General features: G+C 43.9%; 9 protein-coding genes, 1 rRNA gene and 5 pseudogenes. 3 read left to right on the plus strand and 12 right to left on the minus strand.

Annotated elements, in window-relative coordinates; all coding sequences use genetic code 11:
- Window positions 1-152: 152 nt before the first annotated feature.
- The 5 genes and pseudogenes from DXA15_RS26320 to DXA15_RS10585 form a co-directional block, all read right to left on the minus strand.
- The gene (locus DXA15_RS26320; protein WP_233567158.1) at window positions 153-536 is read right to left on the minus strand and encodes a DUF4974 domain-containing protein; all 384 of its coding nucleotides are present in this window, start codon (window positions 534-536) and stop codon (window positions 153-155) included.
- Window positions 527-1,159, minus strand: a complete 633-nt coding sequence (locus DXA15_RS26325) for a FecR family protein (protein WP_233567156.1) — start codon at window positions 1,157-1,159, stop codon at window positions 527-529. Before DXA15_RS26325 ends, DXA15_RS26320 begins: the two co-directional genes overlap by 10 nt.
- 85 nt (window positions 1,160-1,244) lie before the next feature.
- The gene (locus tag DXA15_RS10575) at window positions 1,245-1,817 is read right to left on the minus strand and encodes an RNA polymerase sigma factor (protein WP_128133998.1); all 573 of its coding nucleotides are present in this window, start codon (window positions 1,815-1,817) and stop codon (window positions 1,245-1,247) included.
- 176 nt (window positions 1,818-1,993) lie between these two features.
- Window positions 1,994-5,250, minus strand: a pseudogene (locus DXA15_RS10580) (PDZ domain-containing protein).
- A 130-nt stretch (window positions 5,251-5,380) separates the two neighbouring features.
- A pseudogene (locus tag DXA15_RS10585) lies at window positions 5,381-5,774 on the minus strand (aquaporin); the annotation flags it as partial.
- Window positions 5,775-6,060: 286 nt separating this feature from the next.
- On the opposite strand from DXA15_RS10585, the pseudogene DXA15_RS10590 reads away from it, so the two are divergent.
- Window positions 6,061-9,344: pseudogene (locus DXA15_RS10590) on the plus strand (S41 family peptidase).
- A gap of 115 nt (window positions 9,345-9,459) precedes the next feature.
- Here DXA15_RS10590 and DXA15_RS10595 read toward each other — a convergent pair.
- The 5 genes and pseudogenes from DXA15_RS10595 to DXA15_RS10615 form a co-directional block, all read right to left on the minus strand.
- A complete protein-coding gene (locus DXA15_RS10595; protein WP_128133999.1) occupies window positions 9,460-10,056 on the minus strand; it encodes a hypothetical protein in 597 nt (198 codons plus the stop codon).
- 36 nt (window positions 10,057-10,092) lie between these two features.
- Window positions 10,093-10,718, minus strand: a pseudogene (locus DXA15_RS10600) (lysine exporter LysO family protein).
- Window positions 10,715-10,993, minus strand: coding sequence for a LysO family transporter (locus DXA15_RS10605; RefSeq protein WP_007655885.1), 279 nt, complete (start codon window positions 10,991-10,993; stop codon window positions 10,715-10,717). The pseudogene DXA15_RS10600 and the gene DXA15_RS10605 overlap by 4 nt, the downstream one beginning before the upstream one ends.
- 80 nt (window positions 10,994-11,073) lie before the next feature.
- Window positions 11,074-11,394 (minus strand): hypothetical protein, encoded by a 321-nt coding sequence (locus tag DXA15_RS10610; RefSeq protein WP_128134000.1) that lies wholly within the window; start codon window positions 11,392-11,394, stop codon window positions 11,074-11,076.
- Between the two features lie 18 nt (window positions 11,395-11,412).
- Window positions 11,413-11,667, minus strand: a complete 255-nt coding sequence (locus tag DXA15_RS10615; protein ID WP_007655888.1) for a sigma factor — start codon at window positions 11,665-11,667, stop codon at window positions 11,413-11,415.
- 166 nt (window positions 11,668-11,833) lie between these two features.
- Here DXA15_RS10615 and DXA15_RS10620 point away from each other — a divergent pair.
- Window positions 11,834-14,091 (plus strand): annotated as a pseudogene (locus DXA15_RS10620) (GH92 family glycosyl hydrolase).
- A 10-nt stretch (window positions 14,092-14,101) separates the two neighbouring features.
- Entirely contained in the window at window positions 14,102-14,422 is a 321-nt protein-coding gene (locus DXA15_RS10625) for a YbjQ family protein (RefSeq protein ID WP_010801405.1), read from the plus strand.
- A 36-nt stretch (window positions 14,423-14,458) separates the two neighbouring features.
- On the opposite strand, the gene DXA15_RS10630 is transcribed toward DXA15_RS10625, so the two are convergent.
- A complete protein-coding gene (locus DXA15_RS10630; protein WP_128134001.1) occupies window positions 14,459-15,268 on the minus strand; it encodes an alpha/beta hydrolase in 810 nt (269 codons plus the stop codon).
- Between the two features lie 103 nt (window positions 15,269-15,371).
- A 5S ribosomal RNA gene (gene rrf, locus DXA15_RS10635) occupies window positions 15,372-15,476 on the minus strand; the annotation flags it as partial.

Below are 15,476 nucleotides of genomic sequence, written 5' to 3' on the forward strand. Positions count from 1 at the left end.
AATTTAAAGTTGACTTTTAGTTTTTTTACTGCTATGCTATCACATAGCTTCGCGAAACTGAATTCGACGATTTATCCGGAGAGCCTGCCCGCTTTCCGGATATTTTTCCCTTTCCTATGTTTTCATAATTCTTATTTTTTAAGGTTAACACTCTATTTATTTGTCGCAAAAAGTTGAACTTCATTCCCTTTTATTTTGTAATCAAAACCATAGTGCACTTTCAATATATCTATAACCTCTTCAATCTCTTCCTTATCAAACACACCGGTATAGGTATCCTTAACAAGTGAGGAATCCATAATTTCAAAAGAGACACCATATTTCCGCCCTATTCTCTTTAATACTGCATCCATCGGTTCCGACCTAAACACTAATTCTTTACTTACCCAGGCTGTTTCCAATACATTCGAAGTCGTTATTTTCTTCATTGTCCCCGTTTTTTTATCATAAATTACTTTCTCATTTGGAACCACATTCAGTCTCTCAAAAGGAGGACAAACAGAAAAAACAGTCACATTCCCCTCCACTAATGCCATTTCCAATATATCCTTATTTGAATAAGCATATACATTGAACGAGTCCCTGTTACTTCAATATCCATAAATTCGGTATTCACTACAAATTTCTTTTGCACGTCTTTTTGCACATCAAAATATCCTTCACCGGAAAGAGATACACGCCGGTCTTTTTTCCCAAAATCCTGTTTATAAGAAAGTATAGATTCTGAATTAAGCTTTACAGCCGTTCCATCCGGTAAAGTAATTGAAACTCGCTCTCCTTTTCCGACTTTAACTTCCATGATCCGGTCCGCTAACTGAGTAATTTCACGGTTATCTACATATAAATAAACTGACAAACTTCCCATAATCAGAAATGCTATTGCTGCAGCAATTTGTCGCCAGTTAAATTTTCGAACTTTAGAAGCAGGCATTATATTCACCTCTTGCCGGATACGAACCAATAAACTTTGGGCATCTTCAGACGATAAACTTCCGTTATTATCCCAACTATTCCAACTATCAAACAATACAGGGAAAAGTTCCTCATCCGAATGATTATTGATTTCTTTCCTGAGTTCACGAAATTCTTCCCGACTAATTTGTTCAGTCTGATATTTCGTTAACCAATCTTTCAAATTTCTATATAATGATGTACTCATAAACTGGAAATTTCGTTCGTTTATGAGTAATATCCTGAAAGGTTAAATTTATAACATACGCTTCTGCATGCTATAAAACATATTTTCAGAAATAAATCGTGAAAAGTATAAATAAATAGGAATAGTTGGATAATTCGTTGCGCAACACTTTCAATGCGGCAGAAAGTTGGTTACGCACCACTTGCTCCGTTATAGATAGCCGGGAAGCGATTTCTGTAACGGAAAGATTATATTCCTTATTCAAAACAAATATTTCTCTTTGCCGGGGTGTCAGTTTTTGCTTGGCAACTTCCAACTCTTTTAGAAAAAGATCGAAATCATATTTAGCTTCTACGTCATCAGTCGAAATAAGTTCTTTTTTAAAGTCCAGGTAATCCTCCATCTGGGGATGATTCAACTGACGACGAAGTTCTTTCAATAAAAAATGATAGGAGATAGTAAATAAATAAGCCTTAAAAGAGGCATCCGGATTAATACTCGTTCTATTAGACCAGATCTTTACAAATGTTTCCTGCACGACATCTTTCGCCGTACTGTCTGATTTCAAATAAGAGAACGCAAAATGGTAAAGTCTGGAGGCCCATAGGTTGTACAGAGCATTAAAACTAAACTCTGATCCTTCGGTTAACTCTTTCAATAATCTTCTTTCCTCTAGCATGCTTTCTCCATTTCCATATTAACGGTCACAAATATATAAAATAATAAACTTCATTCATCGGCAAATCAATTTATTACATGTTCTTCTGTCAGTAAAAAAGTAATTTAAGCATGTAAATGAAAAAAGGATACCCCATGCTGTGAGAGATATCCTTTCTTCCATATTTTACTTCAACATTACTTGCTGAAATCCCTCGGAGCCGGAACCGGAACCAACGGTTTACGGTTCTGAAGATCTTTCATTACTTCTTCGATTGCCTTGTTCAGCTGCTGGTCTTCACCATTCCATTCCTTAACCGGATCATTGTCGATCAGGATATCCGGGTCAACACCGTGATTTTCGATAATCCACTGGCCCGTCTTCGGATCATAGCTGGTGAAGAAAGGTACACGGATATCTGTCCCGTCCATGTAAGGCAGTGGGCCGCTAATGCCGACGATACCACCCCAGGTACGGGTTCCGATCAGCTTACCCAGTCCCAAAGCACGGAATCCCCAGGGGAACAGGTCGCCATCCGATGCAGAATATTTATTGATCAAACAAACCTTCGGACCCACCTGTACGGCATCCGGAACAGTACCGATATGGTTCGAACCACGACGCATGGTCAGACGATACGGTTCACGGGAAAGACGTTCCAGAATCATCGGAGAGACATTTCCACCACCATTGGCACGGTCGTCGATGATCAGACCTTCTTTATCCAACTGCGGATAAAAATAACGGGCAAATTCATTCAAACCATCTACGCCCATATCCGGAATATAGATATATCCCACACGACCGTTAGTCGCTTTATCCACTTTCTTGATATTATCCTGTACCCAGTTGTAATGATACAACGAATATTCTTCAGCCAACGGACTGATCACAATTTTACGAGCTCCCCCCAATTCAGGCTTGCTGTTCAATGAAAGTTCTGTCGGGATACCGGCTTTACCAACCAACAAAGAATACATATCCTTTACACTGTTAGTCGGAATCCCGTCGATAGCCACGATAAACTCTCCGGCTTTCGCTCGATACCCGGCTCTGTCAACGGAGAACGCAGGTCTTTACTCCAGGATGCTCCCGGTAATATCTTTTCCAGACGGAAGAATCCACTCTTGTCACGTGAAATCTCAGCACCCAACAGACCAGTCTGCACACGCTCCGGACGATCCAGTTCACCCGGATTCACATAAGCATGGCCGCAATTCAGTTCGCCAATCATTTCACCGATCACATAATTCAGATCCAGACGAGTCTTCACGTAAGGAAGAAGAACGGCATATTTTTCTTTGATCGCTTTCCAGTCCACGCCATGCATGTTCTCCACATAGAAACCATCACGGTAAGCACGCCATGCCTCATCGAATATTTGTGCCCATTCTTTCGGATAATCCACCGTAATCTTCATATTGGAAAGATCGACTGCATTACTCAAATCAACACTGCCGGAAGGTATGTCGGTCACATAGATCTGTCCTCCTTTATAGAAAAGAGCCTTTTTACTTCCCGGTGTAACAGACATGGAAGCTCCGTCAGCAACAGTTTCTTCCTTTTGCTTTTTCAAATCGTACACTTTTGCTCCGCCACGACCATAATACCAGATTTTTTCGCCATCCGAATAAAAACCGCCATAGTAAGAACCCGGTAAAGGAAGTTTGATAATACGGTCAGTTATACCTTCCTGATCAATCTTTACAACGGTTTCTGTCGAAACATCTTTCTTATCTTTATCCTCTTTCTTTTTATCCTCTTTCTTTTTATCCTCTTTCTTAGCCGTCTCTTCTTTAGCAACTTTTACTTCGGCATCTTTCTGAAGGAATGGAGAAGGAGTATCTTTTTGAAGCAACGCCAGATAAACACCGCCCATATTATTATAAACATGGTTCCATTCCAAAGAGCCATAAGTCGGATTAAAGTCACGTGAAGAGGCGAAGATCAAGTATTTTCCGTCTGTACTAAAGGCAGGAGAATGAGAGTCGTACCATTTATCCGTAACTGGATATTCCTTACGTGCAGCAATATCATAAACATACACCATACTTACCTGGTTTTCCGCCGGACGGCTATAAGTCAACCATTTACTATCCGGTGAGAAGGTTACGTCACGTATCTCTGCCATCGGGTTCTGAAACAATACGGTTGTTTTCTTTCCAGCTACATCAAGCAGGTTTACCCGGTTCTTACGATCGGTATAAACAATTGATTTTGAATCGGGACTCCATTCAAAAGAACGGATATAAGTATCGTTATCTTTTGTCAATTGAACAGGTTCACCACCAGTGGCATCCTGAAGGTAAAGTTCTGTTTCGCCCGTACCATCCGAAATATAAACAATATATTTTCCATCAGGCGACCATTGCGCTTCACGGTCATGTTGTCCGGGCGAACGGGTAATATTCTTTGTCACGCCTTTTTCTACCGGGACATTAAACACTTCGCCACGAGCTGTAACCACCACACGCTCACCATCCGGCGAAACACTCGCTTCAGTCAGATATCCGGAACCATCCTTTATTTCACTGCGGGCATAAATATTATCGGATGATAGCGTCACATTCACCTTCTCAGGCTTTTTTGTACCGGCATCCATCTTATAGATATAACCACCGTTCTCAAATACGATCGTATTACCGTTGGCACTCGGGAATTTAACATCGTATTCCGTAAAGTCGGTTACTTTGCTCGTTTGTTTGGTCTTTGTATTGTAGACAAAGATATTCATAATACGGTCGCGATCGGAAATATAAAATATTTCATCGCCGATCCACATGGGGATAATATCCTGTGCCGGGTTATCACTGATATTTTCGACTGATTGTTTTTCCGGATCATAAATCCACACGTCATCAGCCATACCTCCCTTATAATATTTCCAGGTACGAAATTCACGCATTACCCGATTATATGCCAAACGCTTGCCATCGGGTGAATAACTACAAAAACCGCCTTCCGGCAAAGGAATCACTTCGGAAAGGCCACCGTCTTTATTTACAGTATAAAGTTTACCGGAAAATCCGTCGCTGATCCGGTTACGGTAAACAATATTCGTACCGTCGGGAGTCCAGTTCATTACGATATTATTCGGTCCCATACGGTCGCCCAGGTCATCGCGCTTATTGGTTGCCGTATAAGTGATTCGCAAGGGTTCTCCACCAGTAGAAGGAATGGTGTACACTTCCGTGTTCCCGTCATACTGCCCGGTAAAAGCGATCGTTTTACCATCCGGTGAAAAACGGGGAAACATCTCATACCCGACATGCGAGGTCAGACGTTGAGCCTCACCTCCTTTTGCAGGAACTTTATAAAGATCGCCGGCATATGAGAAAACAATCTCATTACCGTTCGTTGCCGGGAAACGCAACAGGCGTGCATCATCCGCCGCCATCATCAAGGCAGGAACACCGGCTAAAGCGAGCAAGGAAAGAATAAGTTTCTTGTTCATGTTATATTTTAGTTTAGTCTACAGGCAAAGGTAAAAAATTACATGGTACGGCAATATCATTTTGTTAAAAGAAAAATCCCCGACAGTATAACCTGCCGGGGGAATAAAATATAAATATAATATATAAGGATTATGCTTCTTCCGTATCAATCCCTTTCCAGACGAATGCAGCGATAGCCGCTCCCAGGAATGGGGCTACGATAAACAACCATAATTGTGAGAGAGCTTCACCTCCCTGGAACAAAGCCGGACCGATACTACGTGCCGGATTCACCGATGTTCCGGTAATAGGAATACAAACAATATGGATCAAAACCAATAGCGATACCGGCAAACTTGGTATTGGCACCTTTGGATGTTGAACCTAAAACCACCAGTAAGAAGATGAATGTAAAGACTGTTTCTGCCACAAAGGCCGGAACAAGATCATGGTAGCCGTTTACTCCGGTCAATGTTGTCGTCGAACCGGAATCTTTAGCCAAAATAAACAGGATGGACGAGCCGATGATCGTCCCGATCATTTCTGCTACATACTTTTTCATTAGTGACCTAAATTCGTTTTTAAATAGTATTTGTATAAGAATAAATAAACTATCTCGCCTTATTGACTATACTTCATTTATAAAACATTCGCTTATCTTGCTTTGTTTCGGTATTTTAGTTCCGTTTTTCGAACATAAAAAAGAGGAAGGAATACGATCTCTTGTCGTGCTGTTGAATTATATCCCCGGAACAGTTTTTATTAGGAATATGTTAAATATGACATTTGTATGAAAATAATCTCGTATTTTTACGGAAATTAATAAACGCATGAAAAAATTACTGATCTTAACATCGGCCCTCTTGCTGACAGGGTCCGCATTTGCAGAGAACGATCCGCTATGGATGCGTTATCCGGCAATATCTCCGAACGGGAGATGATCGCCTTTACCTATAAAGGGGATATCTATACCGTTCCGACCACAGGTGGTAAAGCTACCCAGTTGACAACCCATCCGGCCCACGACACACGTCCGGTCTGGTCGCCCGACGGAAAACAGATCGCATTCGCTTCCGACCGCAACGGAAATTTCGATGTATTCATCATGAATAAAGAAGGAGGTGCCCCTACGCAATTGACCGTACATTCGGCAAACGAATATCCGGAAACATTCAGCGACAACGACCATGTCCTTTATTCAGCTTCTATCCAGCAGGATGTAAAAGACAGTCAGTTCCCTTCTTCCCTGTTCGCCCAGATATATCAGGTCGGCACCCAAGGAGGACGCCCGGAATTATTCTCCTCGCTGGCTATGGAAAATCTGGCATTCAGCAAAGACGGCAAACAGGTGTTGTATAACGATTTCAAAGGATATGAAGATCCCTGGCGCAAACACCACCAATCCTCCATTACCCGCGATATCTGGTTATGTACATTAGATAATGACCGTACATTCAAAAAGATTACCTCTTTCCGTGGAGAAGACCGCGATCCGGTATGGTCTCCGGACGGAAATGCCTTTTACTATCTGAGTGAAGAAAAAGGCAGTTTCAATATCTTTAAGAATGACCTGACCGGCAAGAGCGGCAAACAGATAACAAACCATACGACACACCCGGTCCGTTTCCTGACTTCCGACAAGAACGGGACTTTGTGCTATGGCTACGACGGTGAGATCTATACGGTTAAAGAAGGCGGACAACTCGCTAAGGTAAAGGTGAACATCATCTCCGACCAGACCGAGAATAATCTGATTCATCGCCTGATGTCGAACGGGGCAAACAGTATCGCTGTCTCTCCGAACGGGAAAGAGGTTGCCTTTATCGTACGAGGAGATGTATATGTTACATCGGTTGAATATGAAACAACCCGTCAGATCACCGATACGCCGCAGCAAGAGCGTAATATAGATTTCAGTCCTGACGGCCGTTCATTGGTTTACTCGGCTGAACGCGGCGAGACATGGGGCATTTATCAAAGCAGCCTGGTTCGTAAAGACGACAAATATTTTACTTACGCACAAGAGATCAAGGAAGAACCGCTGGTAGTTACCGACAAGACTTCTTTCCAGCCTACTTATTCTCCTGACGGTAAAGAAGTAGCATTCCTGGAAGACCGTACCACTTTACGCGTCATCAATTTGAAAAGCAAGCAAGTACGTACTGTCTTGGATGGTAAATACAATTATTCATATGCTGATGGCGACCAAACTTACCAATGGTCACCCGACAGTAAATGGTTCCTGGTGCAATATATCGCTATCGGCGGATGGAACAATAAGGATATTGCCCTGGTAAAGGCGGATGGCAGCGGAGATATTACCAACCTGACCGAAAGCGGATACTCTGATGGTGATCCGAAATGGGTGCTCGACGGTAAAGCCATGATCTGGTCGTCCGACCGTGCCGGTTACCGTAGCCACGGCAGTTGGGGTGCACAGGATGATACCTATATCATGTTTTTCGATGCCGAAGCATACGACAAATTCCGCCTGAGCAAGGAAGAACTTGCCCTGGCGGAAGATGAAGAAAAAGATAAGGACAAAGACAAGGATAAGAAAGACGACAAAAAGGAGGATAAGAAGGATTCCAAAGCTAAAAAAGATGACAAGAAGAAAGATGATAAAGACAAGAAAGACGATGCGGACAAGCCTGTCGAACCATTGAAATTTGATCTGGAAAACCGTAAAGACCGCGTCATTCGCCTGACGATCAACTCTTCGAATATGGGTGATGCCGTACTGACACCGAAAGGAGACAAACTCTACTATTGTGCAGCTTTCGAAAGCGGTTACGACCTGTGGGAACGTAACTTCAAGGAAAATTCAACCAAAATACTGATAAAAGGTGTCGGTGGCGGAAGAATGTTTGCCGACAAGAAGGGTGAGAACCTGTTCCTGGTATCCGGTGGCCAGCTGAAAAAGGTGGAGATCAAAGACAGCAAAACCAAAGGTATCCCCTTCAAGGCTGAATTTTCTTATCGCCCGCCGCAGGAACGCGAATATATTTTCAATCATATATGGCGTCAGGTGGAAGATAAATTCTACGATCCGACTATCCACGGCATCGACTGGGAAGGATACAAAACAGCATATGCCCGTTACTTGCCGCATATCAACAACAATTACGACTTCCAGGAAATGTTGTCCGAACTGTTGGGCGAACTGAATGGTTCACATACCGGTGCTCGGTATTATTCATCGTCATCCGCTCCGGCTACAGCCTGCCTGGGTGCATTCTACGATAACAGCTATACCGGCGACGGATTAAAGATTGCCGAGATTATAGCCAAAGGGCCGTTGACATTAGCTGATACGAAGATCAAACCGGGTTGCATCATTGAAAAGATCAATGAGAAACCTATCAAGAGCGGTGAGAACTATTATCCGTTACTGAGCGGCAAAGCCGGAAAGAAAGTACTGTTGTCCGTCTACAACCCGGCAACAAAAGAACGTTTCGAAGAACAGGTGAAACCGATCTCTTACGGCGAACAGTCCAATCTGTTGTACAAACGCTGGGTAGAAAACTGCCGCAAAAAAGTGGATGAACTGTCCGGTGGCAAGATCGGATATGTACACGTTAAGGGCATGAACAGTGAAAGTTTCCGCGAAGTCTATTCCGAACTGTTGGGACGTTGCCGCAATAAGGAAGCAGTGATTGTAGATACCCGTCATAACGGCGGAGGCTGGTTGCACGACGACCTGGCAACCCTGTTGAGTGGTAAAGAGTACCAACGTTTCATGCCTCGCGGGCAGTACATCGGCAGCGATCCGTTCAACAAATGGCTGAAACCGTCGTGCGTACTGGTTTGCGAAGACAACTACTCGAATGCACATGGTTTCCCTTGGGTATACAAGACGTTGGGTATCGGTAAACTAATCGGTACTCCTGTCCCGGGAACCATGACTGCCGTATGGTGGGAATCACAGATCGACCCGTCCATCGTATTCGGTATTCCACAGGTAGGCGTTCAGGATATGCAGGGCAATTACCTGGAAAACCATGAACTGAAACCGGATATCGAAATCTACAACACACCGGAATCGCAGTTGAAAGGTGAAGACCATCAACTGGAAGAAGCCGTGAAAGTTATGTTGCAGACGGTAAAGAAATAAGAATCAGAACATAAAAAGGAGGTTGCATCAAAGTTTTTATTGATACAACCTCCTTCTTTTATACCCGTTTTATACCCGACAAACAGGTCGCTATTACAGATAAACAGAATAACGATTAATCCGGTATAGCCGTGCGGGAAGACCGAAAATCAAGTTTTTTGTATTTAGCCTGCATTTCTTCGTCAGTTTTTTCCTTGTCGTTGGTGAAGAAAACGGGGGAGTTCTCGAAATGCCATGTTCCAACATAATTCAATGTATTTTCAGCGACAGTGAATTTGAACAGGACTAATTCATCGGGGCGTTGTTCTTTGCTTTTTATTTTCCGTTCGGTTTCCTGAATGGAATCTTCCCCCTTATAAATAGGTTCCATATAAGAACGGCCACCGTACCATTTGCTTTCGGTCCACCAATAATTCAAGATTGCATACGTTCCCGGTTCGATCAGGTAACAGAATTGATTTTCTTTCGAAGTCTTAAAGGTCGACTTCACCCGGAAAACAAGCACCTCGTTCGTTTCAATATTTATCAACCGGATATCCTGAGGATAACCGCCACTTTTGAATTTCTTCAGTCGCTGAACAAATTCACCGTAAAAAACAGCTTGTCCTACAGGGATAGGACCATCCGCAGCCGGCTTTTCCAGTCTTCGTGCCGGTTGAGCGGTTACACCGAATGAGACTATCAGCAATAGAACGATCAGTAAGTGTTTCATAAAGGCTCCTACTCTATTTGTTAACCAACAGTATTTTTATATTGAACAGAAAAAAGAGACAAAAAACGGTACCGTAAAATCGACCAGAATGCCGTGAAAGATAGAACGAATACCAGATCCTTTCCTGAATAACGCGTAATAATCGGTAATGTTGTATCCATCGTCGTGGCACCACCGGCACAGATAGGAGCCAATCGTCCGAAATACTTGACAAAAAGGGGAGCTCCCAGCAAAGCCATAATCTCACGGATGATATTGGCGATCAATGCGATTGTTCCTAACTCCGTCGCCATCTGTACACCCAGTGAAGCCTCTTTCAACTCCGTAATCAGGATAGAAGACAAGGAGTAATAGGCAAAACCACTTCCTATCGCCAGGCAATCGAACACACTCCATTTGGTAATCAGTAAACTCACCAAAGCCGACGCCGTCAGCGTCCCGATAATAGTAGCCAACGGAACCAGCAACAGCTTGGGACGGATACTACACAATATATCTTTCAGCTTCTTATCACTCCCGATACTCAGCCCGACCTGAAACATCAGCAAGTAAAGCACATACATGGTGATATCATTCTTAACGACCACCTCCGGCAGATACCCGCTCCACCCGAGAATACAGCCCAGCGCGAAGAAACCGACTACAATCAGGCTCCCTTTCATTCTCTCCTCCTTTCCTTAAAAAAGAAATGATAGACTCCCCAGGCGGCTAAAACACTTCCGGTCGTTCCGGCCAGAGCGATCAGGAAAGCCTGTCCGCCTAATGTTGTCAGGTTGTTTACAATAGCATCGTTGGCCCCCACCGAAATACCCAGCAGGAACAACAATAGCAGGATCGTATAAGAAATAGGTTTGCCTATCTTTTGCAGCAGTTCGACTTTGCGCAATAGATATCCTACGGCGATGCCTCCGAACATGATTCCGATTACCGTGAACATAGTTTGTTATTTTTCCGCAAAGGTAACAGAAAGAGCCTTGCAGAACAAATCCGCAAGGCTTCATATTAAACACAGCAACTTTACAACATAAAAGAAGATGTCAGCAAGAGGATTGTCAAAAGAACCAGTATGACCAGCCCCAATGCCGAAAAAGAATAAAATAGACGGAGGCGGCGTAGCTTTTTCTCCCGGGTGATCTGCTGTAACACCTTCAAGTCAAACTCTTTCCCTAAAGGCGGCAGTGTCTCTGCTCCTGGTGTCAGAAACCATGCCTTATAAGGACGCAACTCAGGCGGTAATGCGTCTGACGAGAAAAAGTGGCGTAACTCCCGTTCTTCCTCAATGGTGGTCGCACATTCCCAGTATTTGTCTAATAACGATGTAATACGGTTATAATCCATATTATTTCTATAAAAGAGTTATCTGACGGTAAAACTTTCTGTCCGCTTCCGTTGCAAATTAATAGTATCCAGCGCCATATTACGTGTCACCATCAGGCAATAAGATGGAATGTCCTCTATCACAATCCAGGCGGCACGCTCTCCCCAGACCTTCAACATCACGTCCTGAACGATCTGTTCGGAACGCTCTGCATTTCCGGTGATCCTGTAAGCAACCCGCAACAGGTTGTCTTTTAAAGGCAATATCCTTGTTATGAACTCATCTGTTTTCATCTCTGTTATATTAGACGAGACAGCCCGGTAAAAGGTTGCAGTTTTTTGTGACTTTTTTCATTCATGAGAGGAAAAAGATCTGTATATAGTTCTTTTTCACTATATTTGTAGCTGTGCTAATTAAATAGTTTTAGTCCGCTAATTTTAAACTAAATCAAAATAAACAGTGAAGAAAACGATCTTATTCTTTCAGGCAGTTTTACTTTGCCTGCTGGTAGGATGCAAGCCGGCTCCCAACAGTGGGTTATTAAGTGACGAAATCAAGTATGTCGACCCGTTCATAGGAACCGGATTCCACGGACATACTTTCCCCGGTGCCACCCGCCCGTTTGCAATGGTACAGGTCAGTCCGGATACACATATCATGGGCTGGGATGCCAGCAGCGGTTACCATTATGACGATCGCGAAATCTATGGGTTCAGTCATACACACCTTTCCGGTACCGGTATCGGCGACCTGGGTGATGTGGCTCTATTGCCTTTCTCCGGAGGCGATTCGATTAAACCGGTCGGACTTTTCAATAAAGATACCGAAAAAGCAACTCCGGGTTATTACGCCGTACGTCTGGATAACTTCGGTGTAAACGTGGAACTGACGAGTACCGACAAAGTCGGTTTTCATAAATATACTTACGATAATCCCAAAGACCGCCGCGTCATGCTCGACCTGGGACATATCCTGCAACCGAACTGGGGACACAAACTGGTAGATAACAGTTACCTGTTTGTTAACGACTCGACGGTAGAAGGTACGGTACGTACACAGGGATGGGCACATTTCCATTCGGTTTCTTACCGGATTACTTTCTCTGAGCCAATCGAAACCGTTTACCAATATATCGGGGGCAAATTACGTCAGGATTCTTTGTTCCTGCGCATCAATACGGAAGAAGACCTGAAATTCCATTATAAGTTCCCGGAAAAGGCGGAACCTCTGTACGTAAAGGTAGCCTTTCCATGGTTGATACTGACGGAGCCGAAAAGAATCTGGAAGCAGAACTTCCAGGATGGGATTTCGAAGCGACCCGCATCAAATCGGCTGAAATATGGAACGATGCCCTGAACGCAATAGAAATTCAGAGCGCTGACCCGACCGTAATGGTCAACTTCTATACGGCATTATATCATACGATGATCGCACCGTTCGCTTATCAGGACGTAGACGGCCGCTATCTGGGTATGGACAAAAAGGTGCATAAGGCGGAACCGGGATACGTTAATTATTCCGTATTCTCCCTGTGGGATACTTTCCGTGCCCTTCACCCACTGATGACGATCATCAATCCGAAACTGGCTGCCGACTGGGGTAAAGTGTTGGTACAAGGATATAAAGAAGGTGGTATTCTTCCCAAATGGCCGCTGGCTTCAAGCTATACCGGCTGTATGGTCGCCTACCCGGCTGTATCTGTTCTGGCTGACCTGGTTTCCAAAGACCTGGCAGACGGTGACCTGAAAACATGGGCAGAAGCCGGTGCTCGTTCTTCCGTATACCGTGAAGACCTGGCAGAAAAGTTCAAAGGGACACGTGAGTTGGATCTGATTACCCTCCATCCGTACTTCAAAGAGAAATATGGCTTCGTTCCTGCCGACTCTGTTCCCGAATCCGTTTCATGGGGACTGGAAATGGCTTACGAAGACTGGTGTATCTCGCAGATCGCTGCCAAAGCAGGACTGGATTCATTAGCTCAGGCTTATGCTGCCAAAGGAGAATATTACAAACGTTATCTGGACCCGGAAACAAAAATGATGCGTCCGATCATGGGTGACGGCTCATTCCGTACGCCGTTCAATCCGCGTTATTCGGCTCATATGAGAAGCGATTATACGGAAGGAAATGCTTTCCAGTGGAGTTTCTTTGCTCCGCACGATATGGACAACTTCATTGCTACCATCGGTGGCAAAAAAGAACTGGAAACACGTCTGGATACCTTGTTTACTACCTCTTCACAGGTTGACGGCGAACATGCATCCGGCGACATCACCGGCCTGATCGGTCAGTATGCCCACGGAAACGAACCGAGCCACCACATGGCTTACCTGTATAACTGGACAGATTCCCCATGGAAAGGCCAGGAACGTCTGGATTATATCATGCGCGAGTTCTATACAAACAAGCCTGACGGTATCATCGGGAATGAAGACTGCGGACAGATGTCAGCATGGTACGTAATGAGTGCCCTGGGATTCTATCAGGTTGCTCCCGGTATTCCGGTTTACACATTGGGCCGTCCGATGGTAGATCGCGCCTTAATTCACGTAAAAGACGGCATTTTCGAGATCGTGGTTAAAAACAACAGTCCGGAAAACAAATATATCCGGACGGTTACTTTGAATGGAAAGGAGCTCGAAACCCCGTTCTTCTCACATGCCGAGATGGCGAAAGGCGGCAAACTCGTATTTGAAATGACCAATACGCATCCATAAAAAGAAAATTATGTTACTGACTACAACAAACAACATCGAAGGGAAAAAGATTACCCAATATTACGGGATCGTTTCCGGTGAAACAATTATAGGAGCAAACGTATTCAAAGATTTCTTTGCCGGAATACGCGATATAGTAGGCGGACGAGCCGGTTCATATGAAAGCGTATTGCGTGAAGCAAAAGAAACGGCTTTACAGGAAATGAGCCAGCAGGCTGCACGAATGGGAGCCAATGCCGTTATTGCTGTCGATCTGGATTATGAAACTGTAGGAGGAAGCGGAAGCATGCTGATGGTTACAGCTGCCGGTACCGCAGTTCGATATGAATAAAATTACGGATGGGGGATAAAAGTCCCCCATCTGTTTCTATTCCCCTAAAATTCTTCTGACATGGTTCTTTAGTATATGAAAAGCCGGTGTCGCCATCGAGCCATGATCGTATCCATCCAATTCATAGATATAAGTCTCTTTATGCCCGGCCACCTTCATCATTCTCCAGAAATAAGCATTCTCTTCATAACGCCCCAACATTTCCATTTCGCGATCGCCTGATACAATAATCAAAGGAGGAGCATCCGGACGCACATAATAAAGCGGAGCATATTCATCGATACTAGGTTGCGTTTCTTTCATGCCCAAAGACTCCCTATAAGCAAAATGGCTGATAGCGTGCCCACTAAAAGGTATTAATGCAGCAATAGAATCAGCATCTATAGAATAGACCTGAAGCCATTTCTTATCCAATCCGATCATATTGGTCAAATAACCACCGGCAGAGTGGCCTGAAACAAATATCCGTTGTCGGCTACCTCCGTATTTCTCTATCGTTTTAAAAGTCCAGGCTACCGCAGCTGCTGCATCATCAATACAATCTTTAATACTGCACTTCGGCAATAAGCGGTAGTTTATAGCAATAACAGCCAAACCACAGTTCTTCAACTCTTCCGGGATAAATTTACTTCCACCGGATAAACCGCCTCCGTGAAACCAGACAACAGTTCCAAAATCCTTCCTGTTTTCCGGATAATAAATATCCAGCTTACAGCGTTCCAAACCATAAGGATCACCTGTAGTTCGATAAGGGACATCTTTCTCTTCCATATAAACAATCTCTTTCTGGGCAGAAAGAACCGAAGAGACCAAAAGAAAAACTAATAAGATATAAGACCTGATCATAAAGCATTGATTTTCGGACAAAGATAAATGATATTATTATAAATAAAAAAAGGAACCAACCTTACGATTGATTCCTTTCATTTGTTTGGAGTCTGTGACTCTAAAACGGCGGCTATCTACTCTCCCACTTTTACGCAGTACCATCGACGTGGTTGGGCTTAACTTCTCTGTTCGGAATGGGAAGAGGTGGATCCCCAACGCTATAACC

Origin of the sequence: Parabacteroides sp. AM58-2XD (assembly GCF_003463685.1) — a bacterium.
In the GTDB taxonomy this organism is placed as follows: Bacteria; Bacteroidota; Bacteroidia; order Bacteroidales; family Tannerellaceae; genus Parabacteroides; species Parabacteroides segnis.

Coding starts and splice junctions, on each gene's coding strand:
- DXA15_RS10625 (WP_010801405.1), top strand. CDS start 14,102: ATGTTACTGACTACAACAAACAACATCGAAGGGAAAAAGATTACCCAA.
- DXA15_RS10605 (WP_007655885.1), bottom strand. CDS start 10,993: ATGTTCACGGTAATCGGAATCATGTTCGGAGGCATCGCCGTAGGATAT.
- DXA15_RS26325 (WP_233567156.1), bottom strand. CDS start 1,159: ATGAGTACATCATTATATAGAAATTTGAAAGATTGGTTAACGAAATAT.
- DXA15_RS10575 (WP_128133998.1), bottom strand. CDS start 1,817: ATGCTAGAGGAAAGAAGATTATTGAAAGAGTTAACCGAAGGATCAGAG.
- DXA15_RS10615 (WP_007655888.1), bottom strand. CDS start 11,667: ATGAAAACAGATGAGTTCATAACAAGGATATTGCCTTTAAAAGACAAC.
- DXA15_RS10610 (WP_128134000.1), bottom strand. CDS start 11,394: ATGGATTATAACCGTATTACATCGTTATTAGACAAATACTGGGAATGT.
- DXA15_RS10595 (WP_128133999.1), bottom strand. CDS start 10,056: ATGAAACACTTACTGATCGTTCTATTGCTGATAGTCTCATTCGGTGTA.
- DXA15_RS26320 (WP_233567158.1), bottom strand. CDS start 536: ATGGCATTAGTGGAGGGGAATGTGACTGTTTTTTCTGTTTGTCCTCCT.
- DXA15_RS10630 (WP_128134001.1), bottom strand. CDS start 15,268: ATGATCAGGTCTTATATCTTATTAGTTTTTCTTTTGGTCTCTTCGGTT.